23 protein-coding genes are annotated in these 23,279 nt (G+C 68.0%); 9 read left to right on the forward strand and 14 right to left on the reverse strand.

Annotated features, from left to right (window positions below; genetic code table 11):
• The first annotated feature begins 158 nt into the window (after positions 1 to 158).
• A complete protein-coding gene (locus tag ACQHI0_RS10210) occupies positions 159 to 1,676 on the forward strand; it encodes a condensation domain-containing protein (RefSeq protein WP_427907692.1) in 1,518 nt (505 codons plus the stop codon).
• On the opposite strand, the gene ACQHI0_RS10215 is transcribed toward ACQHI0_RS10210, so the two are convergent.
• From ACQHI0_RS10215 to ACQHI0_RS10240, 6 genes are all read right to left on the reverse strand, one after another.
• The gene (locus tag ACQHI0_RS10215; RefSeq protein WP_427907693.1) at positions 1,677 to 2,990 is read right to left on the reverse strand and encodes a pyridoxal-phosphate dependent enzyme; all 1,314 of its coding nucleotides are present in this window, start codon (positions 2,988 to 2,990) and stop codon (positions 1,677 to 1,679) included. It lies immediately after the preceding gene.
• A complete protein-coding gene (locus tag ACQHI0_RS10220; RefSeq protein WP_427907694.1) occupies positions 2,990 to 4,399 on the reverse strand; it encodes a decarboxylase in 1,410 nt (469 codons plus the stop codon). Before ACQHI0_RS10220 ends, ACQHI0_RS10215 begins: the two co-directional genes overlap by 1 nt.
• Complete coding sequence (locus tag ACQHI0_RS10225) at positions 4,396 to 5,649, reverse strand: heavy-metal-associated domain-containing protein (protein ID WP_427907695.1); 1,254 nt, start codon at positions 5,647 to 5,649, stop codon at positions 4,396 to 4,398. Before ACQHI0_RS10225 ends, ACQHI0_RS10220 begins: the two co-directional genes overlap by 4 nt.
• Positions 5,650 to 5,683: 34 nt before the next feature.
• On the reverse strand, positions 5,684 to 6,961 hold the full coding sequence (locus ACQHI0_RS10230) for an aminotransferase class V-fold PLP-dependent enzyme (protein ID WP_427907696.1): 1,278 nt from the start codon (positions 6,959 to 6,961) through the stop codon (positions 5,684 to 5,686).
• 87 nt (positions 6,962 to 7,048) lie between these two features.
• A complete protein-coding gene (locus tag ACQHI0_RS10235; RefSeq protein ID WP_427907697.1) occupies positions 7,049 to 7,483 on the reverse strand; it encodes a CBS domain-containing protein in 435 nt (144 codons plus the stop codon).
• Positions 7,484 to 7,570: 87 nt separating this feature from the next.
• A complete protein-coding gene (locus tag ACQHI0_RS10240; protein ID WP_427907698.1) occupies positions 7,571 to 7,759 on the reverse strand; it encodes a hypothetical protein in 189 nt (62 codons plus the stop codon).
• A gap of 350 nt (positions 7,760 to 8,109) precedes the next feature.
• On the opposite strand from ACQHI0_RS10240, the gene ACQHI0_RS10245 reads away from it, so the two are divergent.
• Both ACQHI0_RS10245 and ACQHI0_RS10250 read left to right on the forward strand, forming a co-directional pair.
• On the forward strand, positions 8,110 to 8,343 hold the full coding sequence (locus ACQHI0_RS10245) for a DUF397 domain-containing protein (protein WP_056817490.1): 234 nt from the start codon (positions 8,110 to 8,112) through the stop codon (positions 8,341 to 8,343).
• An 18-nt stretch (positions 8,344 to 8,361) separates the two neighbouring features.
• Entirely contained in the window at positions 8,362 to 9,246 is an 885-nt protein-coding gene (locus tag ACQHI0_RS10250; RefSeq protein ID WP_427907699.1) for a helix-turn-helix domain-containing protein, read from the forward strand.
• A gap of 78 nt (positions 9,247 to 9,324) precedes the next feature.
• On the opposite strand, the gene ACQHI0_RS10255 is transcribed toward ACQHI0_RS10250, so the two are convergent.
• The 4 genes from ACQHI0_RS10255 to ACQHI0_RS10270 all read right to left on the reverse strand — a co-directional run bounded on the left by ACQHI0_RS10255 (position 9,325) and on the right by ACQHI0_RS10270 (position 11,401).
• Positions 9,325 to 9,579, reverse strand: coding sequence for a hypothetical protein (locus ACQHI0_RS10255; RefSeq protein ID WP_427907700.1), 255 nt, complete (start codon positions 9,577 to 9,579; stop codon positions 9,325 to 9,327).
• 352 nt (positions 9,580 to 9,931) lie between these two features.
• Positions 9,932 to 10,588, reverse strand: coding sequence for an SDR family oxidoreductase (locus tag ACQHI0_RS10260; protein ID WP_427907701.1), 657 nt, complete (start codon positions 10,586 to 10,588; stop codon positions 9,932 to 9,934).
• A gap of 11 nt (positions 10,589 to 10,599) precedes the next feature.
• Positions 10,600 to 11,079 carry a DUF2599 domain-containing protein gene (locus ACQHI0_RS10265; RefSeq protein WP_427907702.1) on the reverse strand — a complete coding sequence of 160 codons (480 nt, stop codon included), beginning with the start codon at positions 11,077 to 11,079 and terminating at the stop codon, positions 10,600 to 10,602.
• Between the two features lie 67 nt (positions 11,080 to 11,146).
• Positions 11,147 to 11,401 carry a hypothetical protein gene (locus ACQHI0_RS10270; protein ID WP_427907703.1) on the reverse strand — a complete coding sequence of 85 codons (255 nt, stop codon included), beginning with the start codon at positions 11,399 to 11,401 and terminating at the stop codon, positions 11,147 to 11,149.
• Positions 11,402 to 11,676: 275 nt separating this feature from the next.
• Between ACQHI0_RS10270 and ACQHI0_RS10275 the strand changes: the two genes are divergently transcribed.
• The 3 genes from ACQHI0_RS10275 to ACQHI0_RS10285 all read left to right on the forward strand — a co-directional run bounded on the left by ACQHI0_RS10275 (position 11,677) and on the right by ACQHI0_RS10285 (position 15,890).
• Entirely contained in the window at positions 11,677 to 12,906 is a 1,230-nt protein-coding gene (locus ACQHI0_RS10275) for a lipase family protein (protein WP_427907704.1), read from the forward strand.
• Between the two features lie 252 nt (positions 12,907 to 13,158).
• Complete coding sequence (locus ACQHI0_RS10280) at positions 13,159 to 14,523, forward strand: lipase family protein (RefSeq protein ID WP_427907705.1); 1,365 nt, start codon at positions 13,159 to 13,161, stop codon at positions 14,521 to 14,523.
• Positions 14,524 to 14,708: 185 nt separating this feature from the next.
• Positions 14,709 to 15,890, forward strand: a complete 1,182-nt coding sequence (locus tag ACQHI0_RS10285) for an esterase/lipase family protein (protein WP_427907706.1) — start codon at positions 14,709 to 14,711, stop codon at positions 15,888 to 15,890.
• 124 nt (positions 15,891 to 16,014) lie between these two features.
• Here ACQHI0_RS10285 and ACQHI0_RS10290 read toward each other — a convergent pair whose 3' ends face one another.
• Positions 16,015 to 17,241 carry a PucR family transcriptional regulator gene (locus ACQHI0_RS10290; protein WP_427907707.1) on the reverse strand — a complete coding sequence of 409 codons (1,227 nt, stop codon included), beginning with the start codon at positions 17,239 to 17,241 and terminating at the stop codon, positions 16,015 to 16,017.
• 183 nt (positions 17,242 to 17,424) lie between these two features.
• On the opposite strand from ACQHI0_RS10290, the gene ACQHI0_RS10295 reads away from it, so the two are divergent.
• Positions 17,425 to 17,901 carry an HAD-IIIC family phosphatase gene (locus ACQHI0_RS10295; RefSeq protein ID WP_427907708.1) on the forward strand — a complete coding sequence of 159 codons (477 nt, stop codon included), beginning with the start codon at positions 17,425 to 17,427 and terminating at the stop codon, positions 17,899 to 17,901.
• Positions 17,902 to 17,998: 97 nt separating this feature from the next.
• On the opposite strand, the gene ACQHI0_RS10300 is transcribed toward ACQHI0_RS10295, so the two are convergent.
• Positions 17,999 to 18,886 carry a sigma-70 family RNA polymerase sigma factor gene (locus ACQHI0_RS10300; protein WP_427907709.1) on the reverse strand — a complete coding sequence of 296 codons (888 nt, stop codon included), beginning with the start codon at positions 18,884 to 18,886 and terminating at the stop codon, positions 17,999 to 18,001.
• Between the two features lie 118 nt (positions 18,887 to 19,004).
• On the opposite strand from ACQHI0_RS10300, the gene ACQHI0_RS10305 reads away from it, so the two are divergent.
• Positions 19,005 to 19,349, forward strand: coding sequence for a DoxX family protein (locus ACQHI0_RS10305; protein WP_427907710.1), 345 nt, complete (start codon positions 19,005 to 19,007; stop codon positions 19,347 to 19,349).
• Between the two features lie 40 nt (positions 19,350 to 19,389).
• Here the strand turns inward: ACQHI0_RS10305 and ACQHI0_RS10310 are convergent, their stop codons facing one another.
• Positions 19,390 to 20,979: a GMC family oxidoreductase gene (locus ACQHI0_RS10310; RefSeq protein ID WP_427907711.1), complete on the reverse strand. Its 1,590-nt coding sequence runs from the start codon at positions 20,977 to 20,979 to the stop codon at positions 19,390 to 19,392.
• A gap of 145 nt (positions 20,980 to 21,124) precedes the next feature.
• Entirely contained in the window at positions 21,125 to 22,606 is a 1,482-nt protein-coding gene (locus tag ACQHI0_RS10315; RefSeq protein WP_427907712.1) for an FAD-dependent oxidoreductase, read from the reverse strand.
• A gap of 180 nt (positions 22,607 to 22,786) precedes the next feature.
• On the opposite strand from ACQHI0_RS10315, the gene ACQHI0_RS10320 reads away from it, so the two are divergent.
• A complete protein-coding gene (locus ACQHI0_RS10320) occupies positions 22,787 to 23,278 on the forward strand; it encodes a glutathione peroxidase (RefSeq protein WP_427907713.1) in 492 nt (163 codons plus the stop codon).
• The last annotated feature ends 1 nt before the right edge of the window (position 23,279 follow it).

Consider the following 23,279-nt stretch of genomic DNA (forward strand, 5'->3'; position numbering starts at 1 on the left):
AAGTGGATAGTCGGCGAAATCCGCGGATCCGCGATGCGGTCGGGCTGACCGAGCATGGTCACGATCCGGTAACTGCGTGTTCATATCGGGTCATTAGCGTCGCTCACCTGTCGGAACGGTGCGGAGGTTGCAGACGCGTGGTTGACCCCGGTGTGGGGATGAGATCGGGGGGTTTCGACGCAGGTCGCGGCGTGCTGGTGGCGACCGCGCGCAAGGGGCGTGACCCGGTGTGTCTCCGGCCTTCCACACCACCGGTCCTCGCGCCACGGCCGTGTCCGGACCATGTTCCGCTCGCGCCCGCCCAGGAACGGATGTGGCACAGCGCGCGGCTCGGCGGTTCGGCGGACTGGAATGTCGCGCGTGCCATGCGCTTGCGCGGCGCGGCCGTCGACGTGGCCGCGCTGCGGAGGGCGCTGGAACTCGTTGTCGCCCGCCATGATCCGCTGCGCACCCGCTATCCGGCAACCGACCGGGGCCCCGCTCAGCAGGTGATGGACCCCGACGATGTCGTCCTCGACGTGGTCGAATGCGGCATCGGTGCGGCCGAACTCGCCCCCGCGGTCGCCGCCCTGGCCGGGCAGCCCTTCGACCTCGCCCGCGATCTGCCGGTGCGTGCGCGGCTGTTCGTACTCGGTCCCGACGATGTGGTGCTCGCCCTTGTCGTGCACCACATCTCGGTCGACGGCCGCTCGATGGGCCCGCTGATCCGCGACCTGGTCACGGCCTACCTTGCCTGCCGCGCGGGCACCACCCCGCAGTGGCAGCCGCTGCCGATCAGCTACCGCGACTACACCCTGTGGAAGCACGAGCAACTCGGTGAGTTCACCGATGAGTGGAGCCGCGCCACCCATCAGCTGCGGTACTGGGCCAACGCGCTGGCGGGCCGTCCCGCCCTGCTCGACCTGCCGACGCGCGAACAGCCGACGACACCGATCGACCCGGTTGCCGGTGCGCTGCTACCGATTTCGCTCGACGCCGCGACCCACGCCGGGCTGCTGCGCTTGGCGCAGGACGGCCGGGCGAGTCTGTTCATGGTGTTGCAGGCCGCGTTCGCCCTCACCGTCGGTGCGTTCGCGCGCAGCGCCGATGTCACTGTCGCCACGGCGGTGTCGGGCCGCGATCACCGACTGCTCGACGACCTCGTCGGCAATTTCTCCGATGACGTGCTGATGCGCGTCCGCCTCGACCGCGCGAGCGATGTCGACGAGCTGCTCGATCAGGTCCGCCGGGTCGCGCTCGCCGCCTTCGCCCACCCCGACACTCCCAACCCGCGCTTGAAACGCTGCCTGCTCCAGGACGCCGCGCTCCCACTGTTCCAGGCGACGCTCATCCTCCAGCGCGCCGAGACGCCGCGCACATCCACCGAACAGGTGCCGGCGCAGGGGCTTTCGATCACCGAGATGCCGACCGGTGTGATCAGGGCCAAGCACGACCTCGAGTTCGGGCTCACCGATCACTACGACCAGCTGGGCGCACCCGCCGGTGTCGACGGGTCGTTCCGCTATCCGATCGCCCGGTTCGACGAGGCGACCGCACAGCAGTTCGTGGCCCGTTTCCGTGCGGTCGTCGGGTTGCTCGCCGGTGGATACCGCGGCCCGCTGACGGTGTTGCTGGCGAGTTCCGGCCGCGCCGGCTCGCTGAGCACCGCCCGCCGCGCGACCAGGGTGCTCGTCTGATCAGCCACCGCGCTCCATGGCGTAGCCCCCGTCGCGCCACGCGACGATGCCGCCCGCCAGGCTGAACGCGTCATAGCCCGCGCGGTGGGCCAGTGCGGCGAAGCGCAACGAGGTTTCGCCCACCGGGCAGACGAACACCACCGGCCGTGACCGTGGAAACGGCACACCCTGGGTGAGCATGTCGTCGAGCTGGTCGTCGCGGATGTTGAGCGCGCCGGGGACGTGCCCGACGCGATAGGCCATCGCGCCACGGGTGTCGACGATGGTCGGCCTGCCGGTGCGGTCGAGTTCGGCCAGTGCGGCGGGCGACAGCGTGGGCGCGGTGTCGTCAGGGCTCGGCGGCGCGGGCGCGGTCGGCTTGCCGAACAGGTCGGGCCTGCGCTTGGCGAAATAGGACAGGTACGGTTCGATCCGGTCGCACACGATCAACACCGCCACCAGCGGTCTGCCCTCGGGGCGCGGTGCCGCCGCGAGGGTGCGCAAGGCGGCGAAATAGCCTGCGCCGCTGGTCGGTCCGGCGAGGACGCCGTAGCCGCGGACAAGCTCCAGGGTCGACTCGATGGCGGCGGCGGAGTCGACGGTGACGATCTCGTCGTAGAAGTCCGGCCGGAACAGCCCGACATCCCACATCTCGCGCTCGGAGCGAATGCCGGGGATGAAGTCGAACCGGTCCGACACCACTCCGATGGTGCGCAGGCCCGGATGCTCGGCCAGCAGTGCGGTCGCGGTGCCGCGCGTCGAGCCCGTGGTGCCGAGGCCGCCGATCAGGTAGTCGAGGTGATCGATACCCGCGTCCGCGAGATCGGTGGCGATCTCGGTGCCGGTGCCATCGTGATGGGCCGCGACATTGCGCTCGTTCGTGTATTGCGAGGGGTGGTACCAGCGGCCCGGCGCCTGACTGACCGTTTGCTCGATCACCGCCGAAACATCGTCGGCCGCATGGGGATCGGGGCATTCCGACAGGCCGGGAAGTTCCACGATCTCGGTCCCGAGCAGCTGCAGCAATTGGCGGACCTCGCCCACCCTGATCCGGTTGGTGACCGCGCGCAGCGGAATGCCGTGCAGCGCGCCGAGTACCCGCAGCGCTTTGGCGGTATTGCCGCTGGAGGCCTCGATGAACGACTGTTCGTCCGCGGTGATGTGCTCGAGGTCATCGCGAATCATCGCCCAGGCGACGCGGTCCTTCACCGAGCCGAAAGGGTTGTGCGACTCCAGCTTCGCGTACAGGTCGACCCCGGGCAGCCCGTGGACGGCGGGATCGAGGCGCAACAGCGGAGTGTTGCCGATCAGCTCGGTGATGTGGGTGTAGACCATCACCGGTCACCGGGGCGATAGTCAGCATCGGGGCAGAGTACGAACTGTCCCTCACGGTGCAGGACAGCGACTTTTGTCGGACCCGGGTGCATGCTGGCCTGTGCGGCCGACAGATCCATGTGATAGGCGGCGGTATTGGCGAACACCACGGGATCGCCCGGCGCGGGCAGGTTCGCGACCCGGACCTTGCGCTGGGTGATCAGGTCGCGCTCGAGGCACAGGTGTCCCGCGAAATACACACCGACAGGCGGGGATTCGGTATCGGCAGCCAGCACGATCGGATCGATGAGCACCTCCTGGTCGGCGGCGGTGACGGTGTCGCGGCTGAGGTCCAGATGTACCAGCGTCGCGCCGTTGCCCGCCTGTTTGACGAATTCGACCTGCGCCACGGTGATTCCGGCGTGGTCGACCAGCGCCTTGCCCGGCTCGAGCCACAGATCGAGCAGATTGTCGGTGAGCACCGCCCCCAGTGCCCGTCCGCCGTGGCCGGGCAGTGGGGCGGCGAGCAGCTCGGCGAGGATGGTGGCAGCGGGTTCGGTATTGGCGTACTTGTGGAACACCGGACCGCCGTGCACCATTCCCTCGGCGACGTGGTAGCCGAAAGTGTTGTTGCCCCAGTGCATCGCGGGACCTCGTCCGAGCAGGCCCGTCCGCAGTGCGTGGTCGTAGGCGTCGTAGCCCGCGGCGTCAGCGGTGAATACCTGGCGCAGGCCGCCGCCGATATCGAGCACTGTGGGCGTGAGACCGTGCCCGTAGGCGCGTTCGATCAGGTCGAGACAGTCGCCGACCGCGTTGACCCGTTCCGTGGTGGCGGCGGTATCGAGATGGAAGGCGAAGCCCAGTAGCCGCAACCGATCTCGGTGCAGCACGAGCAGATCCAAGGCTGTCGCGATATCTGCCAGATCGATGCCGAACCGGCTCGGCGAGCTGCCGCGGAATCCCGAAACACGCAGTAGCACCGGCACCGCCGGCCCCGGCGGGATCAGTTCGGCCAGGGTCGCGAGCTCCCAGAGATTGTCCACATTCACCGTGATCCCCGCCGACAGCGCGGCCCGCAGCATGGCGGCGCCCTTGGGTCCGGTCACCTCGATCCGGTCGGCGCGAAATCCGGCAGCCAGTGCGGAGCGCAACTCCGCGGCGGATGCCACATCGACGGATATCCCCGCGTGCGCGGCGGTCCGGGCGAACGTCGCCGAGCGATTCACCTTGTGTGCGTAGCAGATTCGATGCCGGAAGGCGCCGGTGTCGAGCACGGTGCGCAGCGCCGCGAGGTTGGCGGTGAAGATCTGCGGGAACACCAGGTGCAGGGGAGAGCCATAGCGATGCAGCGCGGCACGTACGCCGTCGCGGTCGGCGAGAAACGCGGCGACGAGCGGATGCAGCGCGGCGGGAACGGCGGGCGGGATCATCCCATCGACGCGCCGGGTGCCGGTGCGGGCACATCGTCGACCGGGTTGTAGCCACCGTCGCGCAAGGCCTCGAACACCCGGAACCGATTGCGCGGGCTTCGGATCCGGGCGATCACCCGCTTGGATTCCAGATCGACTTCGACGACCGGGATATCCATCGATTCGAGCAGGGCGGTGATCGTCCGCACGCAGTGCCGGCAGCTCATATCGGGCACGTAGAAGACACCGTCATCGTCGGCACCCTCGATTCCGGACGGTTCCACCGCCGTATCCTCGACCACCTCCACCGAGCCCGCCAGCGCGGCGAAGGTCTCGACGAACCGGTCGGCGACCGCACCGAGGACATGCACGGCAACACCGTCGATGTCGTGCTGAGTGGCCGCGAGGCAGGCGGGTCGGGCATCGGCCGGGAGCAGTGCGTACTGCCGTGAGATCAGATCGAGGTCGTCGTGGTACTTCGCGACGGCCGCCTCGGTGTCGAGGCCTTCGTCGGTGGTCGCGCGACGCATCACCGCGTGCGCGTCGGCGATCGTCGCGTCCTTCATCGCTCGCAGGACAGCGATCGAGTCGGCGGTGTAGCGCACCAGCCCATCGGGTTGGGTGGCCAGGCGCACCGGGATCATCCCGCGCCGGAAGGTCGACGCCTGCAACTCCCAGAACCAGCGGGTGGCGACGGCGGTGAAGATACCGGAATCGCGCATGCCCCTGGCGAATGCGGCAACCCCGCGATAGGGGGTATCGGCGGCGATCAGTCCGTGCTGCACCAGCGCCCGTCCTGTGGCCTCGACCCCGACCCGGAAGATCTCGTGCGGGTCGTGATCGGTGGTGGTCGCGGCGAGGACGCCGCGATCGTGGGCCGACAGCGCCGCTGCCCGCGCCGGCAGAGCCGATGCGGACAGTGAATGCCACAGTGCGAGAACCGTTTCACGGGCGATCACCGCGAGCTCAGGGCCGGCGCCCGAGGTGTGGAAGTACCCGGTGTTGGGGATGCCCGCGCTGTCGGTCCAGGTGAGGCGGTGGGTCGCGCTGGTCACCTGGTCGGGACGGCACGGTCGCATGAACCGTTCCAGATACATCCGCTGGGATTGCGTCAGCGCGGCACCCGCCTCGGGCTGTAATGCGGTGGCCCGGAAGCTGATCCGGACCGGAGGTGGCGGGTCGGTGGCCGCGAGGAATCCGGGGGCGGCCAGTCGGGCCAGTACCCGGGACGCGGCGCGGCGATCGTAGTGCTGCACGGTGGGTGTACCCATCGTTCCTCCTCGGCGTCGGGGCTTGGCGGACAGGTCAGCGCCCGTGCCCGGCGATGCCGGACACGCAGGCGACGAATCGGTCGATCTCGTCGAGGGTGTTGTAGAGCTGGGTACTCACCCGCACCGAACCACTCGCGGCATCGGCGGACGGCACGCAGTGCGCGCCGGTGCGCACCAGGAATCCGGCATCGGCCAGCACGAACCCGAGATCGGCCGCGGTGATCGAGTCGAGCGTGAACGACACGATCCCGTAGCCCACGGCGCACGCGGCGTGCGCGGGGCCGGGGAGGAAGTCGAGTCCGGCAATCTCGCGCAGGCCAGCGATGAGCCGCAGGGTGAGCACCTGGTTGTGCGCGGCGACAGCGAACCGGTCCACTTCGTCCAGCAGATCGAAAGCCGGTGCGAGGGAGAGGATCCCGGGGATATCGGGTGTGCCGCCCTCGAGCAGTTCGGGCATGCCGGTGCCGATCAGACCGGCGTCGGTGATCCTGACCCCGGACTGCCCGCCGGGCAGGAAGGGCCGCAGCCTGTCGTGCACCCGGCGATGGCAGTACAGCAGGCCGGTGCCGGGCGCGCCGAACATCTTGTGCCCCGCGAAGACCGCGAAATCGGCGCGCAGAGCTGTCACGTCGACCGGTAGGTGCCCACCACTCTGCGCGCAATCGAAGCACAGCAGGATGGCGGGGTCGATCCGGCCGTGCAACTCTTCGAGGGTTGTGAGTCCGCCGTACACGTGATGCAGGTGGCTGGTGGTGATCAGCCGGGTGCGCGGACCGACCAGGTCCAGGATGTCGTCGATGTCGGCCTCGCCGGTCGCGGTGCTGCGGTAGGGCCGCAGCACGATTCGGCGGCCGAATCTGGCGAGGGTGTCGCGCAGGTGATGCCACGGCAGCACATTGGCGGCGTGATCGGCGGGGTTGTAGAGGATTTCGTCGCCGTCGTTCAGGTCTGCCAGGCCCCAACTGTGCGCGATCGCGCCGAGCGCGGCGGTGGCCCCGCCGGTGAACACGATTTCGTCGCAGTGCTGCGCGCCGACGAAACCGGCCGCCCTGGTGCGGACGGCGGCGATCCGCGCGGACAGCGAGGTGGCCCAACCATAGGTGCCGCGGCCCGGATTGGCGGTGTGCTCGCGGTGGTAGCCGGTGACCGCCGCGATGACGGTGTCGGGCTTCTGCGTCGTCGCGGCGCTGTCGAGATAGACCACCGAGGGATCGGTCAGGGCGGGAAACCGCGACCGGATCGAGGCGGGCACCGGAGTCGGCGCGTGCCGCGTCACCGATGCTGCGGCGAGCTCGGGCCGGGCGGGGTGCACCTGTTCAACGATACGCACGTTTCTGGTACGGCTCGCGAAGAATTCTCAGGCGCAACGCTTTTCGGCTGCCGTGGGGCGGCGTTGCGCTCAGTAGTTGCCTTGGAGGTACTCGACCAGGTGCTCGCGTTCGGCGGCCAGTTCGGTGATCTCGCTCTTCACCACGTCGCCGATGCTGACGATGCCGATCAGCCGGTCGGACTCCACCACCGGCATGTGCCGGATCCGATGCTCGGTCATCACATCGCGCAGCGACGAGACATCCTCATCGGGCCCGCAGGTGCGAACCCTGGCCGTCATGATGTCGGTGACCGGTCGATCCAGCAGCGCGGCACCGTGGGCGTGGAGATGACGCACCACATCGCGTTCGGACACGATGCCCGCGATCACCGCACCGTCGGGGGAGACGACCACCGCGCCGATATTGTGCTCGGCCAGGGCCGCCAGTAGGTCACGCACCGTCGTCCGCGGTGGCACGGTGGTGACCGCCGTGCCCTTGTTGCGCAAGATCTCAGCTATCCGCATACGCGCACCACCTGTCCGGATCGGTCGTCGCCGCCAAGTATGACCGGTTTGCACCGGTCTGACCAGCACGAAGACGTTACAACCGGACTATTCGTCGTCCAGCCCCGCGGACAGATACGCCGCCGCGGCGAGCCACTGGCGGCACTGTGGTCCATGGATGTCGTGCTGGCGTAGCATCTCGCGCGCCTGACGGTAGGTGAGCCCGTTCGGCTCGTCGCTACACGCGGTGGGCGGTGCGCCTGCGGCACCGAGGTGTCGCTGCAACGGACTGCTCATCGAAGCCCCTCCCATCCGGCGATGGAAGGCCGGTCCGGCTGATGGAGCCGAGGTACCTCCCGGTGATCTCGGGCCGAGTGTACGGGCCGGTCGTTTTCGGATGCAAGCACATCTGCACGTTCGTTCGGGCCGTGTCGGGCCGGGATGAGGTTGTGGCGCTGAAGAATTCAGGGGGCTGGACGACTTGGCCGGAGTCGCCCCCCGGTCGTGACGTCGGGTAAGTACCGACCGGTGCGCGGTCACGTTTCGCGTGTTAATGTCCCCATCGCGCAAGGCGGATGCAAGAACGTTTGTACGTGCATCTGCAATGTTCGTACCGTTGGGCATCATTCGAGAACGAGGAGTGCGGTATGTCCGGAATGCAGCATGATCAGCGTGAACGCCCGGGAGACGGCGCGTGGCGCAAGAGTACCTACAGCAACCCGAGCGGAAACTGCGTCGAGGTCGCCGAAGCGGCCGATGGTTCGGTCGCTGTGCGCAACTCGCGCGACCCACAGGGCTCGGTGATCTTCTACACCAGGCCCGAAATCGACGCGTTCATCCGCGGCGCGAAGGCCGGAGAGTTCGACTACCTCACCGGGTAATCGGTAACATCTGGGTCCATGACGGCTGAACCCGACGAGATCGGTCGCGTACAACCTGTTGTAGACCGTGGCCCCACCGTGTTGCGCATCGCGCTCGGTGGCCAGTTGCGCAAGCTACGCGAGGGTAAAGGCATCACCCGCGAGGCCGCCGGTGACGCGATCCGCGGCTCGCACGCCAAGATAAGCCGACTCGAGCTGGGCCGCACCGGTTTCAAGGAACGTGACATCCGGGATCTGCTCACCCTCTACGGCGTGCACGATGCCGCGGAACGCACCTCGTTCTTCGAATTGGCAAGGCAGGCAAGCGAACCCGGCTGGTGGCATCGCTACAGCGATCTGCTGCCGTCGTGGTTCAGCACCTACCTCGGGCTCGAGCAGGCGGCCAGCAAGATTCGTACCTATGAGGCCCAGTTGGTACCCGGCCTACTACAGACGCCGGAGTACACCAGGGCCATCGTCACTCTCGGTTTCGACGACGCCGACACCGACCGTCGGGTCCAGGTTCGGCAGTTGCGCCAGGATGTGCTGCGCCGGATCGACCCGCCGGTGGTGTGGGCGGTGATCGACGAGGCCGTGCTGCACCGTCCGATCGGTGGCCGCGAGGTGCACCGGGCTCAGCTGCGCTACCTGGCCGAGCTCTCGGAACTGCCGAATGTGACGGTGCAGGTGCTGCCGTACGCGGCGGGCGGGCACGCGGCGGCGGGCAGTTCGTTCAGTATTCTGCGGTTCGCCGAACCGGAACTGCCCGACATCGTCTACCTCGAGCAACTCACCAGCGCGCTCTATCTCGAGCGCCGGCAGGACCTCGCGATGTATCTGTCGGTGATGGATCAGCTCAGCGTCCAGGCCGAACGGCCGGACCGCTCACGGGAGATTCTGCTCTCCTACGCCGAGCGGGATTGACCGCAGGGCGGCACCGGCACGCAGAACTCACGCCGGGTCGCTCGGCGATGTCGAACAGCCCGGGTACCGATCCGCCGTTCAGTACCGGATACAGCCGGCGGCTATTCGCCAGAAAGTATCAGGGGTCAGCATGTGCGGATCCCAGTCGTCGGCCAACTCGTGCGCGGTGGTCACGATCCGGTCGATATCGAAATCGTTGCGTGTTGCCGCGCCGGTGGATTCCACGGCATCGATGACGAAGGCGACCGCGCTTTCCCTCGACCACTGTGCGGTGCCGGGATGGGTGGTCGCTGCGCGATCAGCGAGGCCGAAATGGTCCGTGGTGTTGTTCATGTGAATGCCCCTGTGCTACTCAGGCAGTGGCAAACCCAAGGCAAACCTGGCCCCGGGTGTGCCGCTCGCGGCCTCCCCTGATTATCCCCTGAATTGTGTTGCGGCCCTGAGTTTAGGACGGGGACACTTTCAGATGCAAGCACATCTGCACGATCGATTCCGTCTCGATGCAGCATGTTTCTCCGCTTCTGAGCGGCGAATCCAGGTCTGTGGCCGCCGCCGTCACCGAAGGTGGCGCGCGAATAGTGTCGTGACCGGCGGCTCGCTGTGTTCACCGGGCGACAACAATGCGGCGCGGGTCGACTCCGCATATGCCGAAAGGGTGAAATATATTGCGATAGTTAATTTCTGGCTATTCAATAGCTGCGACGGCCGTGTCGATCGGCTGCGTTCCGGAAACCAGCTCGAGCGTGCGTCGAAAGGTGTTGTCCGCGACCAAGATCGACGCGAGTGTCGCGGCGACATCGGCGCGCGGTACCGCGGCGCGCGGAATCGGCGGCGGCCCGAGCGTGATCAGACCGTTGCCTTCGGTGTCGGTGAGCTGCCCGGGCCGCAGGATCGTCCAAGCCAGCGCGCGGGTCCGCAGGTCCTCCTCGGCGCGGGTCTTGGCGTCGAGGTAGGCGGCCCACACCTCGTCGGTGCCCGGCGCGGGCGGGCTGCCCGCGCCCATCGTCGAGATCTGCACGAACCGCGCGACGCCGGTGTGCTCGGCGGCGTCGGCCAGCTGCACCGAACCGTTGAGGTCGACGGTGTATTTGCGTGCCGCGCCGCTGCCCGCGCCGGCACCCGCCGCGAATACCACCGCGTCCGAACCGGCGACCGCGGCCGCGAGGTCGGCGGGAGTGTCGCGCTCCATGTCGTAGATGACCGGGACGCCGCCGGTCGCGGCGATATCGGCGGCCTGGCCCGGCTCTCGGATGAGCGCGTGGACCTGGTCGCCACGCCGGGTCAGGATCTGAGCCAGCAGCAGAGCGATTTTGCCGTGTCCACCGGCGATGACGATGCGCATGGTTGCTCCTATCAGCGTTCGGGGCCGCCGGGATTGCAGTTCGCCGATACCGTGGCCTGGTAACCGACGTCGGGCCGCCACGGTTCGAGATTCCAGCTCGGTTTGTCGGGTGCCACCATCCTCGCCCACACCCAGTGGCAAAGGAACTGGTCGCGCATGCCCGGCGCGTCGGCGCCGCCATCCAGGGCGCGCACTTCCTGCCAGGCGAGCTCGTCGGTGCCGGGTGCGGCGGTCTTGCGGCCGGCCGGGGTGGGGAAGACGAGCAGCCGGGGTCCGTCGATGTTCTCGGTCCAGCTCACGTGGTCGATGAGGGGAAGGCCCGCGTAGGGATCGACCGTGGTGGTGGGCGGTGCGATGGTGGCGGGCACCCTTCGGGTCGTCGTCGGGGTAGTCGTGGTGGTCGGGGTCGCGACATCCGCGATGTCGGCCGAGCCGCAACCGGTGAGGACGGCCGTCGCGGCGAGAGCGAGCCGGAACTGCCACCGTGCCACGTCTGCCCCTTCTCCTCACCGGGGGCCGATGCGCCCCGCCCGCCAGCTTAGCGGGGCGGCGTCGAGGTCATCGGTGCCACAGCGACCGGCAGGGCAACCGGCGCAGGCCGGGGCCGACCTGGCCGTCGACGGTGACCAGCAGGCCGGAATGCACGGCCGCCGAGGTGAATTCCCAGGCCTCGGCCTGAGTCGCCGCGTATTCCAGGACCAGTGCGTCCTCGGGCGTGGGGCCATCGAAGTACACCGTGATCCGCCGGGTCGGTATCTCGTTCGGGTCGATGCGGTGGAGGGTGGCGGCGATGTTCTCGTCGATGGGAATCATGGCGTGCTCCTTTCGCCCCGGCACTGGTGAGCGCCTTCCTACTCGACGGTAGGGCTTGCACCATCGAGAGGAACACGTTCCGATTTCGCTTGGAGATCTCACAATCCACCTGTCGCCGCGGCGGTGCGTCCGCCCATCGGTGGGCTGCCTCCGGTCACAACCGTGCACCCGGTGATGTTGTGAGCTCCGCCGATGTTCGCGGTGACCCGTCGACGAGGAGCCACGGTACCGGCGAAGATCGCTCTCGACAGCAGCGACACGGGAGGGACAGCCGCATGATCTGGGTTACCGCGGCACGACACACTCGGCCGGGCCGGACACTGTTGGCCTGTGTGGTGGCGGCGGTGCTCACCGTGGTGCCGGCCGCGGCGGGCCACACCGCACCGCTGTACCCGAGTGCCGACCCCGATCCCTTCTACAGCCAGCCGGCCGATATCGCCGACAGCGAGCCCGGTGACGTTCTCGGTGTGCGGCCGATGCCGCCGCTGGCGATGTTCCCCGACACCACGATCACCCTGATCCAGTTCCGTTCCACCAATTCCGCGGGCGACCCGATCGCCGCGACGACAACCGTGCTCCAGCCGAACAATCACCGCACCGATGCCCCCGTGCTGTCCTACCAGCACATCATCAACGGGCTCGGCACGCGCTGCTCGGTCTCCAAAGTCCTCTATACCGACGATCCGGACCTGATGGTGCGCGAGGCGGTGGCCTGGAACTACGCACTGAAGCGCGGGTGGACGATGGCCGTGCCCGACCACCTCGGACCCAATTTCGCGTATGGCGCAGCGAAATTGGGTGGTCAGGTGACCCTCGACGGCATCCGCGCGGTGCGCCAGGTCGAGCAGTTGCGGATCAGTGGCAGCCGGGTCGCGATGGCCGGGTATTCCGGTGGCGGCATGGCGACGGCTTGGGCGGCGGCGCTGCAGCCCGAGTACGCGCCCGAGTTGCAGATCGCGGGGGCGGCGATGGGCGGGGTGCCGATGAATCTGGTGTCGATGCTCGAGGGTCTCGGCTTCGGGTCGCACCCGGTCTTCGGGCTCGCGCTGGCCGCCGGGATCGGCCTGGAACGGGAATACCCCCAACGGTTTCCGATCAGCGATCAGATGAACGCCAGCGGTCTGGCCGCCCGTGCGTCGATTCGCGATGCCTGCACCAACGACATCCTCGGTGCGGGCGCAGGGCGCGGGATTCTCGACTTCGCGGCGACGACTTCGCTGGTGGAGGACCCCGAAGCGCGCGCCGTGGTGGAGGAGAACAGCCTCGAGCTGTATCCCGGCGCGCCGACTATGCCTGTCTTCGAATGGCATTCGCCGATCGACGGGCTCATCCCGGTCGACGCGATCACCGCCACCACGCAGCGCTGGTGTGCTGCGGGCGCCAAGGTTGTCAGCCAGCAGACACCGACACCCGACCACCTGACCGCAGCTGTGCTCGGACTGCCTTCCGCGCTGAGTTGGCTCGATGCCCGGCTGCAGGGGGAACCGGCGCCCAGCACCTGCTGAGTCCGGTTTCGTTTCGGCCCGGATCCGTTCGCCCCGACGCGGATCCGGGTCGATTCGTGCCGTGCCGGGCGATTCTTGTTGCGATACAGCGGCATTGCGCACACGACTCGGGCACAACGCCGAAGTCAGTTCGCCGCTGCCCGTAGCGTGAATGCTCTGACGACGGCGCGGTGGGGGAGTTTCGGCGGGGTCGAAGCACCGCATAGTGGCACGTCATCGACGAATCCGTTGCCACCCGAAGGCGTGTGTGCCATGAGATCTGTTCGAGTACTTGTCTGTTCGATGATGCTGGCGTTCGCGTTCACGGCGGGCACGGCCGCCGCCGATCCGCCGCCGACCCAGGAATTCCCGGTGCCACAGGTGGGGACACCGGGTTTCCTGCCCGATCTGCAGCGCTGGATCGACCAGGTGCTTCCCTCACCGATCCCGCCGAACGCCGCCGATCCGGCCGCCGAGCTCGCGGCGCTGCACGCGGCGGTGCTCCCGTCGGCGGTCGGGGATCCGATCTTCGATCAGTGGCCGGTCGGTCTCGCGGAGTTGTCGCCCGGCGAGCTGATCGAATCCCGCGACGTCACCGGCACCGCCGCCTGGTTGACCCTGGTACCCATCCGGTCGGCGACGCTGCTGAAATTCCGCACCGACGACGCGCACGGCAGACCGTCCTACGCGACGGCGACCCTCATCGTGCCCGCCACCGAGTGGACCGGTCCCGGCGACCGCCCCGTGCTGGTGAACAACCTGCCGATCGACGCGCTGGGGCGCAAGTGCACTCCGGGCTACTCACTGGCGCACGGTCTGACCACGCAATCCAGTGCGACCGAGTTCATCCCGCCGACCACCCAACTGGCGGTGTTGCGCGGGTACGCGGTGCTGGTGCCCGACCACCAGGGTCCGTGGATGGCCTACGCCGAACCGTACGTCGCTGGGCACGCTGTGCTCGACTCGATCCGGGCGGTGCGCGGCATCGATCCGGTGGCTTATGGCGAGAGCCGCTTCGCGATGACCGGCTATTCCGGCGGCGCGATCGCCACCCACGGCGCGGCGAAGCTGATCGATTCCTACGCACCGGAACTGGCCGATTCGATCGTCGGCGCGGCATTGGGCGGCGTGCCCGCCGACTTCGAAATCCTTTCGCGCAGTATGAATGCCAATCTCGCCTCCGGAATATTTATGGCCGCGACCTTCGCGATCGGCCGGGAACGCCCCGAAATTCTCGCCGCGATGAACAATCTCGGGCGCTGGGTCACGACGTCGATCATGAAAGATACGTGTGCCAGCGTGTTCGCGGTGCCGGGAATCCTGCACCTGCCGATCGATGTCGGCGCCAACATCGCCGACCCGCTGCGTTCGGAACTGGCCACCGACATCTACGAGATCACCCGGATGCGAGGAATGCGCTCGTCGGCTCCGCTCTATATCTACAACGGTGACCAAGAGTGGTGGATCCCCGCCGAGGGTGCGCGCAATCTCTATGCCGAGCAGTGCGAACTCGGCGCCAGCGCGGTGTATCGCGGCGTGCTCGGTGAACACATCATCGGCGCGGCGACCGGATATCCGGAGGCGATGCTGTGGCTCGACGAGCGACTTCTCGGGGTTCCCGCGCGCAGCGAATGCTGAATATTTTCCTGTGCCCTGTCATGGCGGTTTTCGACGGGACGTGGTGACCTACCCAGACAGCGCGTGACAATCGTCGTGTAATGATTTCTGCGGCTTATGTTTTGGGCGGTTTCGACAAGCCATTCGTTCTCCCGGCTGAAAAGGGGCGACGAATATTCGAATCGCACAGGAAGACAAGTCAACACATGAAATCTCCCAGTCGCAGACGCACGCTGCACACGGCGGTCTTCGCCGGTGTCGGTGCCCTCTCCATGGTGCTCACCGGGCCGGGGGCGAGCGCGGCTCCCGCTGCGGCGCCGACCGAGCAGGATCTCGCCGGCATCGTCTCCGAAGGCCGCCAGGTCGCCGGGTCGGGGTCGGCGTGCACCTCCGGCAGCGGTGCCGGGTCGGGTAACGGCTCCGGTGATTGCTACGGCGGTTCGGGGTCCAGTTCGGGCTCCTCGGGCGGCTATTCGTCGGATCCCGGTGCTTACGGACCGGAGTCGACGGCGTTCCTCGCCGCGTTCGCCTACGGTCTCGGCAACCCCGATGCCGCCGCACCAGGGACGAACGACTGGAACTGCAAGCCGACCGCCGAGCATCCTCGTCCGGTCGTGCTGCTGCACGGCACCTGGATGAACGCCTACAACGGCTACGCCTACATGGGACAGCCGATCAAGGACGCCGGCTACTGCACGTTCACGTTCAACTACGGCCGCTCGAACATGATGGAAGGTGGCGGGCTCGGTTCGTTCCTGCCCGGTGTCATGGGCACCGGCTACATCCAGGATTCGGCCAAGCAGACCGCGGCGTTCGTCGACCGGGTTCTCGCGGCCACCGGCTCGGACGAGGTCGACATCATCGCGCACTCGCAAGGTGGGTCGATGGCGAATCACTACACCAAGTTCGAGGGCGGCGCCGCCAAGGTGAACAAGCTGATCACCTTCGGCGCCACCCACCACGGCACCAGTCTCGACGGCATCGGTGCGCTGGGGCGCATGATCAACAACCTGGGTATCGACATCCTGGGTCCGATCGAGATCTTCGTCGGGCACGCCGGTATCCAGCAGACGATCGGCTCGGATTTCGTCAACAACCTCAACGCGGGGGGTGACACTGTCGCCGGTGTCGATTACACCGTCGTCGGTACCCGTTATGACGAGGTCACCAACCCCTACGAGCTGACGTTCCTGAAGGCGGGTCCGGGCGCGACCGTCAACAACATCACCCTGCAGGACGGCTGCGAGCAGGACATCTCGGATCATCTGACGATGATGTACTCACCGCGTGCGCTGTCGATCGCGCTGCGGGCGCTCGACCCGGTGCAGAACCCGCAGTTGACCTGCGCGTTCAACCCGTGGCTTGTCGGTGGCGGCGGATCCTTGTGACCCGCTCCCGCTGAGAACGACACGAAGGCGCTGCTCACCACGGTGGGCAGCGCCTTCGCTCATGTTCGCGGCACGACAAAGGCGCTGCCACGTCGCGTGGGCAGCGCCTTCGTCGTGTGCGGGATCAGGCTGGGACCGAGCGGTAGCTGCGCGCGACCAGCGCGGAACGCAGGTACCACAGCCCCGAAGGCTGAGTGGGATCGAAACCGGTGAGCTGGCCGATCCGTTTGAGCCGGTAGTCGACGGTATTGGTGTGCACGTGCAGCACCCGCGCGGTGCGCTGGCGGTTGAGATTGTTGGCGATATGGCGCTGCAGGGTTTCGAGCAGCTCGGGGTACTGATCCAGCGGATCGAGCAGCGAGCCGAGGAATTCGCGGCCGGGGCCGGGGCGGGTCAGCTGGTATTCCAGGGCGAGCTCGTCGAAGCGGTACAGGCCCGAGGTCACGTCGAGCCGCTGCACCATGTCGAGGAGTTCGTGGGCCTGATCGGCGGCGTCGGGCACCCCGGTGGTGCTCGTTTCCACCATCGCCGCGGTGATCCCGACCTGCGCGGCCTGGGACAGCTGGGCGACCAGCGCGGCCAGCCCCTCGCGGTCGAAGGCGTCGGCCGGAATGAGTACGGTCCCGCCGTCGACACTGAGCAGCGACAGCGCCGAGTCACCGCAACGCTTGGCCAGTTCGGCCTGCACCCGGCGCAGCTTGCGGCGGGCGACGACCTTCGAATCCAACGCCGGATTGGCTTCCTCGCGGTGCTGCGGGATCGCCAGGGCGAAGACCGTGTAGGTCTCGGCGATGGTGATGCCGCATTCGCGGGCCATCGTCGAGGTGCTGTGGCCGCCGAGCAGGGCGGAGGTGAGGGTGTGGACGGCCGTGTGGTGTTCGCTGACCACGCCGCGGAGCTCGCGCACATACGCGAGGGAGATCTGGGCGGTGATCGTGTCGAGCAGTTCCATCACGACCTTGACGCCACCGACGAGGCTGTCGAAGTCATTGCCCGACGCGCTCGAGACGACCAGGTCGAGGCCGATCTTGAAGCCCTCGGCGATCGAGTGGTGGATCGTGTCGATCGGCACGCCCTCACGAGCCCACGCGCTGGCCGCGTCCTGCAGGCGCATCAATTGGCTGGGGATATCACGCCCATCGAGCATGCCGACCGCGAATTCCAGACAGATCCGGGTGATCGTGGTGACATCGCCGGAGATGGCGTCACCGGGTAGCGTGCCGCAGGGGGCGACGTTGGCGACGAAATGGCCGACCATCTGCCGCGACAGTGCGCGAACGTCCTTGAGTGGCAACGACATCGGCTTGCCCGAGACGGTCAGCGACGGCCGGGGTGGATTGTGGACGGACATCTGTGTTCCCTTCGCCAGTTTCGGCTGTACCCCCCGCTGTCCAGCGAACCCCACCCTAACGAACTGCAAACGAAACCGGAATGGATTGTCAGGTTCTGGGTGCGGGGCCCACGCTGGAAAGCCCGGGTAGTGACAGGTCACAAGTCTGGTTCTTCGCTATCAGTGGTTGTAGAGTTCAGCGCCATGCGACCTGCCGTCCGTTGTCTGGTCTGGGAACTGGACGAGACCCTCTGGGAGGGTGTCGTCCACGACGAGACCGGCACCATGCTGCGCCCACCGGCACTGCGCACGCTGACGAAACTGAGCGAGCGCGGTGTGCTGCACGCCGTGGCCGCGCGCGGTGATCGAGCAAGAACCATGCGCACGTTGTACCGCCACGGTCTGTACGAGATGTTCTCGGCGGTCGAGGTCGGTTGGGGCCGCAAATCGGCCTCGATCGTCCGCATCGCGGGGACTCTCGGCCTCGGCTTGGACGCACTCGCGTTTCTCGACGCCGAGCCGGTCGAACGCGCGGAGGTCTCGCGCGCATTGCCGATGGTGCGCTGTTATGCCGCGCGCAATGTCGAGATGCTGCCGTTGCTCCCCGATTTCCGGCACGACCTGCGTTCCGGCCGCGTACCTACGCCGCCGTTGGGGTTTGCGCGCGTCCCAGCCCTCTGACCAGGCTCGACCGCTGGTTCGCCCTTCGTGAGCAGGCATCAGGTGCGAAGGTGCATCGACTGCCAGAATCTCGGCATCGGGTCATTTCGCGGCCCGATCAAGGCTGTTCCGGCAGCAATGACAGCGTGAGCGCGGCCACGCGTTCCGGTGCGGCCGCGACGTCGTAAGCCGCGATCTGCTCGCCGCGCACGCGGAACGTCACCACGAAGTCCACGCCGCCGGCACCCGCCACCACCAGACCCGGCCTGCCGTCGACGAGTACCAGCACCGCGTCCCGCGAGCGCCGGCGCAGCGCGAGCGCGCCCTCGGCCACGGCGCGCGCGCCCCGCACGGCCACCGCCATCCCGGGCGACAGCGCCGCCGGATCCGCGGTGCGCACCACGTCCGGAGCGAGCACCGCGAGCAGTCCGCCCAGATCGCCCTCGCCGGCGGCCTGCGCGAAGGCCGTCACCGCGGCCCGGTGCGCGAGCAGTTCCGTCGACTCGATCCGCGCGGGCGCGTGCACGCGCAGCCGGGCGCGACTGGCGAGCTTCTTGGTGGTGGCGGGCGTGCGCCGCAGCATCGGCGCGATCTCGGCGAACGGCACGGCGAACAGATCGTGCAGCACGAAGGCCACCCGTTCCTCGGGGCCGAGCGTGCCGAGGACGATGAGCAACGCCCGTCCGACGGAATCTGCTCGCAACGCTTCGGCTTCGGGATCCACACCGGCGCCGGTCGCCGCCCGCGCCGGCGTATCCGGTGTCGCGACCTCGGCGCGACGGGTGCGGGCGCGCAGCATATCGAGGCAGATCCGCGACACCACCGTGGTGAGCCAGCCGTCGAGATCGGCGATGTCGGTCGCGGTGCCTGCCAGCCGTAACCAGGCCTCCTGGACTGCATCCTCGGCTTCGGCCGCGGAACCCACCATCCGATAGGCGATGCCACGTAGGCGATCGCGGCGTTGTTCGAACGCGCGGGCCGACGCTTGCGGCTGCTCTGCGCGCATCGGTCACCTTTCGCTCACGCGGGTCGTCTATCGATCGGACGGCACTTCGCCGTCCGATCACGGCTGTCTCCACGATGTCAGAGGCGCCGATCACCTGTAGACGGAGGATCTGATCCCGATGCACACCACCTATCTCGTCGTCACCGTACTTGCCGCGATAGCCGCGCTGGCCGCCGCGCTGGCCGACGTCGTTCGTGCCGACTGGGTGCGCGAGAACATGCGCAACTACGGCATCGCGCCGTGGGCGCTCACACCCCTGGCACTGATCAAGGCGGCGGGTGGCCTCGGGCTGCTCGTCGGCCTGGCCTACCGGCCGCTGGCGGTGGCCGCCGCCGGCGGGCTCGTACTGTATTTCCTGACCGCCGAACTCACTGTGCTGCGGGCGCGCCAGTACGCGGATCTGGGTTATCCGCTGCCGTATCTGCTGCTCGCGGCCGCGTCGCTGGGCCTCGCGGCAGCATGAGGACAAGGTGGCGCGCCCCCGCGCGCCACCTTCGCCCAGGTCAGGCCTGCGCCAGGATGAAGTCCGCGGCCTGCTCACCGATGAAAATGGCGGGGGCGTTGGTGTGTCCGCGGATGATCAGCGGCATCACCGAAGCGTCGGCGACGCGCAGACCCGTAACGCCGCGGACCTTCAGATCGGGGGTGACGACGCTGGCGGCGTCGGTGCCCATCCGGCAGGTGCCGACCGGGTGGTACAGGGTGTGCGAGAACTGTTCGATGGTCAGCGCGATAGCCGCCTCGAGATCGTCGGGTGCCTCGGGCGGATAGATCACCGCGCCCAGCGCACTCTTGAGCGCGGGCTGCCCGGCGAGTCCGGCGCACACCCGCAGCCCGGCGGTCAGCGCGGCCCGGTCGGCGCCGTCGGCGTCGGACAGATAGCGCGGATCGATCACCGGTTTGGCCGTCGGATCGGCCGACGCCAGGCTGATCTTGCCGCGGCTGCGCGGACGGAGCAGGATCGCGCCGAGCACGACACCATGGTCGGTGGCCTCGACCAGACCCTCGTGGTAGAACGGCGCCGGTGCGTAGATCAGCTCGAGGTCGGGATGCTCGAGGTCGGGCCGGCTGCGCACGAAACCGTATGCCTCACCGACATTGGAGGTGAGCATGCCCCGGTGGCGGACCAGGTAGTTGATCAGTTCGAGTGGCTTCTCCGCGGTGAACAGCGAATCCGAGTCCACGCTGTAGCCGAGCGCCGCGATCAAGTGGTCCTGCAGGTTCGCGCCGACCTCGGGGGAGTGGGCGACCGGCTCGATGCCGTGTGCCGTCAGCTCGTCCTGATCACCGATGCCCGAGAGTTGCAGCAGCTGCGGACTGTTCACCGCGCCACCACACAGGATGACTTCACGATTCGCGGTCACCGTGTAGGTCTGCTCGCCGCTGCGGTACTCGACGCCGGTAGCCGTGGTGCCCTCGAACAGCACGCGGGTAGCGAGCGAGGAGGCCAGCACAGTCAGGTTCGACCGCTTCATCGCGGGCCGCAGATACCCGTCGGCGGTGCTCCAGCGCCTGCCGTCGCGCTGAGTCACCATGGTCTGAGTAAAGCCCTCGGGCGCAGGACGATTCGCTGATTCCAGGGCGTGGCCCGCCTGGCTCGCGGCCTCGAGGAACGCATGCGTCGACGCGCGCGGGCTGCGCTGGCGCTGCACGTGCTGGGGCCCCTTGGAACCTTCGTCGGGGAACTGCGCGTCCTGGACGTTCTCGATCTTGCGGAACTGCTCCACCGCGGCGGCGAAATTCCACTTCTCGCCCGCCAGCAGCCCCCATTCCTCGTAGTCGGCGCGGAAGCCACGCACCCACATCATCGCGTTCATCGACGACGAGCCGCCGAAGGTCTTGCCGCGCGGCCAGTAGATCCGCCGGTCGCCGAGCTCGGCCTGCGGTTCGGTCAGATAGTCCCAATCACGCTCGCTGCGGAACAGTTTCGAGAACGCGGCCGGAATATGGGCGAGCTTGTCGTCGTCGGCCGGGCCCGCCTCCAACAGCACGACCGTGGTGCTCGGGTCGGCACTGAGCCGATTCGCGAGCACCGCCCCCGCGGATCCGGAGCCGACGATCACGTAATCCGCGGACGTCCCACCTGCTTGCACTGTCCAACTCCGATCTGCACTGCGTCTGATGTTCGGCGCGCCTGCTCGCGGACGTGAAAAGACCGCGAGCGCAGCCGGACTCGTCGCCGGGCGTGGCGCTGCAAGCAGAGTACTGACCGCGAGCGCGTGGTGGGTCGTGCGCGGCTCAGCCGGCCGCCGCGGCTTTGCCCGCGCGCCGGCCGTAGAAGCTGCCGTCGCCGAGCGAGGCCCCGCTGACGTAGCCGTACGCGCACAGTCCCGAGGTGCAGCGCCCGGCCGCGAACAGGCCCGCGATGGGCTCACCGCTGACGTGCAGCACCCGCGAATCCAGGTCGGTGCGCAGCCCGCCGAGGGTGAATCCGGCGGTGAATCCGCGCAGGTCGAAGCAGGCGAGCGAGCCCTTGATCGGGCGCACCCATTCGGGCTTCTTGCCGAGCACCGGGTCGGTGCCGTGCTCGGCGTGCTGGTTGTAGGTGGCGACGGTGGTCTGCAATGTCTGTGCGGGCAGGCCCATTTCGGCCTCGAGTTCGGCGACCGTCTCGGCGACCCACTTGGGCTGGAAGCGGAAGAACGGGGTGGCGCTCTCGGTGGCGAGCGCCTCCTCCAGCGAGGCCTCGTCGATGATCAGGAACGCCTGGTTGTCGTTCTGCAACAGCGTCGCCTGACCGATCCGGCCGGGGTAGGTGTCCTCGGTGACGTAGCGCTGACCGCGGCCGTTGACGAGGATGCCGCGCGCCATCATCTGCGGATCGCCGAAAATGGCCACCTCGCTGGCGTCCATGTGCGCCAGCTCGGCGCCGAGCGCCTGAGCCAGCCGGATGCCGATGCCGTCGTGTTCCTCGATGGCCGCGCCGGGCCTGCCGCTCAGACGCGGGGTGTAGCGGTCGATCATCTCGGTGTCATAGGCGAAACTGCCGGTCGCCAGCACGACACCGCGCGCGGCGCGCACGAGGACGGGCTTGCCGTAGGTGGTGGCCAGCACGCCGACCACTCGGTCCTGCTCGTCGACGACGAGCCGACGGATGCGGGTGTCGTACTCGACGTCGATGTCGAGTCCGGCGACGGTGTCGGCCAGCGGCTTCATCAGCATGTAGCCGCCGCTGCGCTCACCGATCTTCTTGCCCGCCAGCTCCGGAACATGGCCGCGCGGAGCGGGTTCGGCGATGTCGAGGAACGGCGCGGCGTTCTCGCCACCGGAGTACATCAGGCCCTCGTCGTGCGGGGGCTCCCAGCCGGGCTCGCCCCAGAACGACTCCTTGAACGGCACACCGCAATCGACGAGCCAGTTGTAGTGCTCGACGCTGCCCGCGCAGTAGTCGTTGATCTTCGCCGCGTCGACGCCGGGCCCGAGCGCCGCGGTGAGGAACGCCGCCATGTTCTCCGGGGTGTCGTCGAATCCGAGCGCTTTCTGCAGCGGTGTGCCGCCACCGAGGTAGACGAATCCGCCCGCCAGCGCCGCGGCGCCGCCCCAGCCGCCGGTCCGCTCCAGGATGAGCACCTTCGCACCGGCCCGCGCGGCTTCGATCGACGCGCACACGCCGGCGATGCCGTAACCGGCCACCACCACATCGGCCTCGAAATCCCACTGTGTCACCTCGCTCGCGCGCAGCGGGCGGACGGTGTCGATCCGATGTGGCTGTTCGCTCACGGTCTTCCTCCGGTGCTCGGGGTGCGGGCATGACTACCCATCACAGGAATGGTGCCGCCAACCGCGCGACAAAACAAGAACGTGTTACAGAATTTCCCGTCCAGCGGGACAGTTGCGTGCCGATCGGCCTCCGGTACGGTGGCGATCGAACCGACATAGACGAGATCTGGTGGTGATGTGATGAGCGCGAACATTCGAGACATTGCGGTGCAGACCCTGGCAGGCGAGGACACCACACTGGGTGAGCTGGCGGGTGAGCGGGCCGTGCTGCTCGTCAACGTGGCCTCCAAGTGTGGCCTGACCCCGCAGTACGGCGCCCTGGTGGAGCTGCAGAAGGCCTACGGCGAGCGCGGTTTCACCGTGATCGGCTTCCCGAGCAACCAGTTCATGGGTCAGGAGCCGGGCAGCGCCGAGGAGATCCAGGAATTCTGCTCGGTCACCTACGGTGTCGACTTCCCGCTGCTCGCCAAGGCCGATGTGAACGGCGACGACCGGCACCCGCTCTACGCCGCGCTGGTCGAGACCGCCGATGCCGAGGGTGCGGCGGGCGACGTGCAGTGGAACTTCGAGAAGTTCCTCGTCGGTCGCGACGGCACGGTCGCGGGCCGGTTCCGCCCGCGCACCACCCCCGACGCCGCCGAGGTCGTGCAGGCGATCGAAGCCCAGCTCTGAG

It is taken from the genome of Nocardia sp. FBN12 (assembly GCF_050320175.1).
GTDB lineage: Bacteria > Actinomycetota > Actinomycetes > Mycobacteriales > Mycobacteriaceae > Nocardia.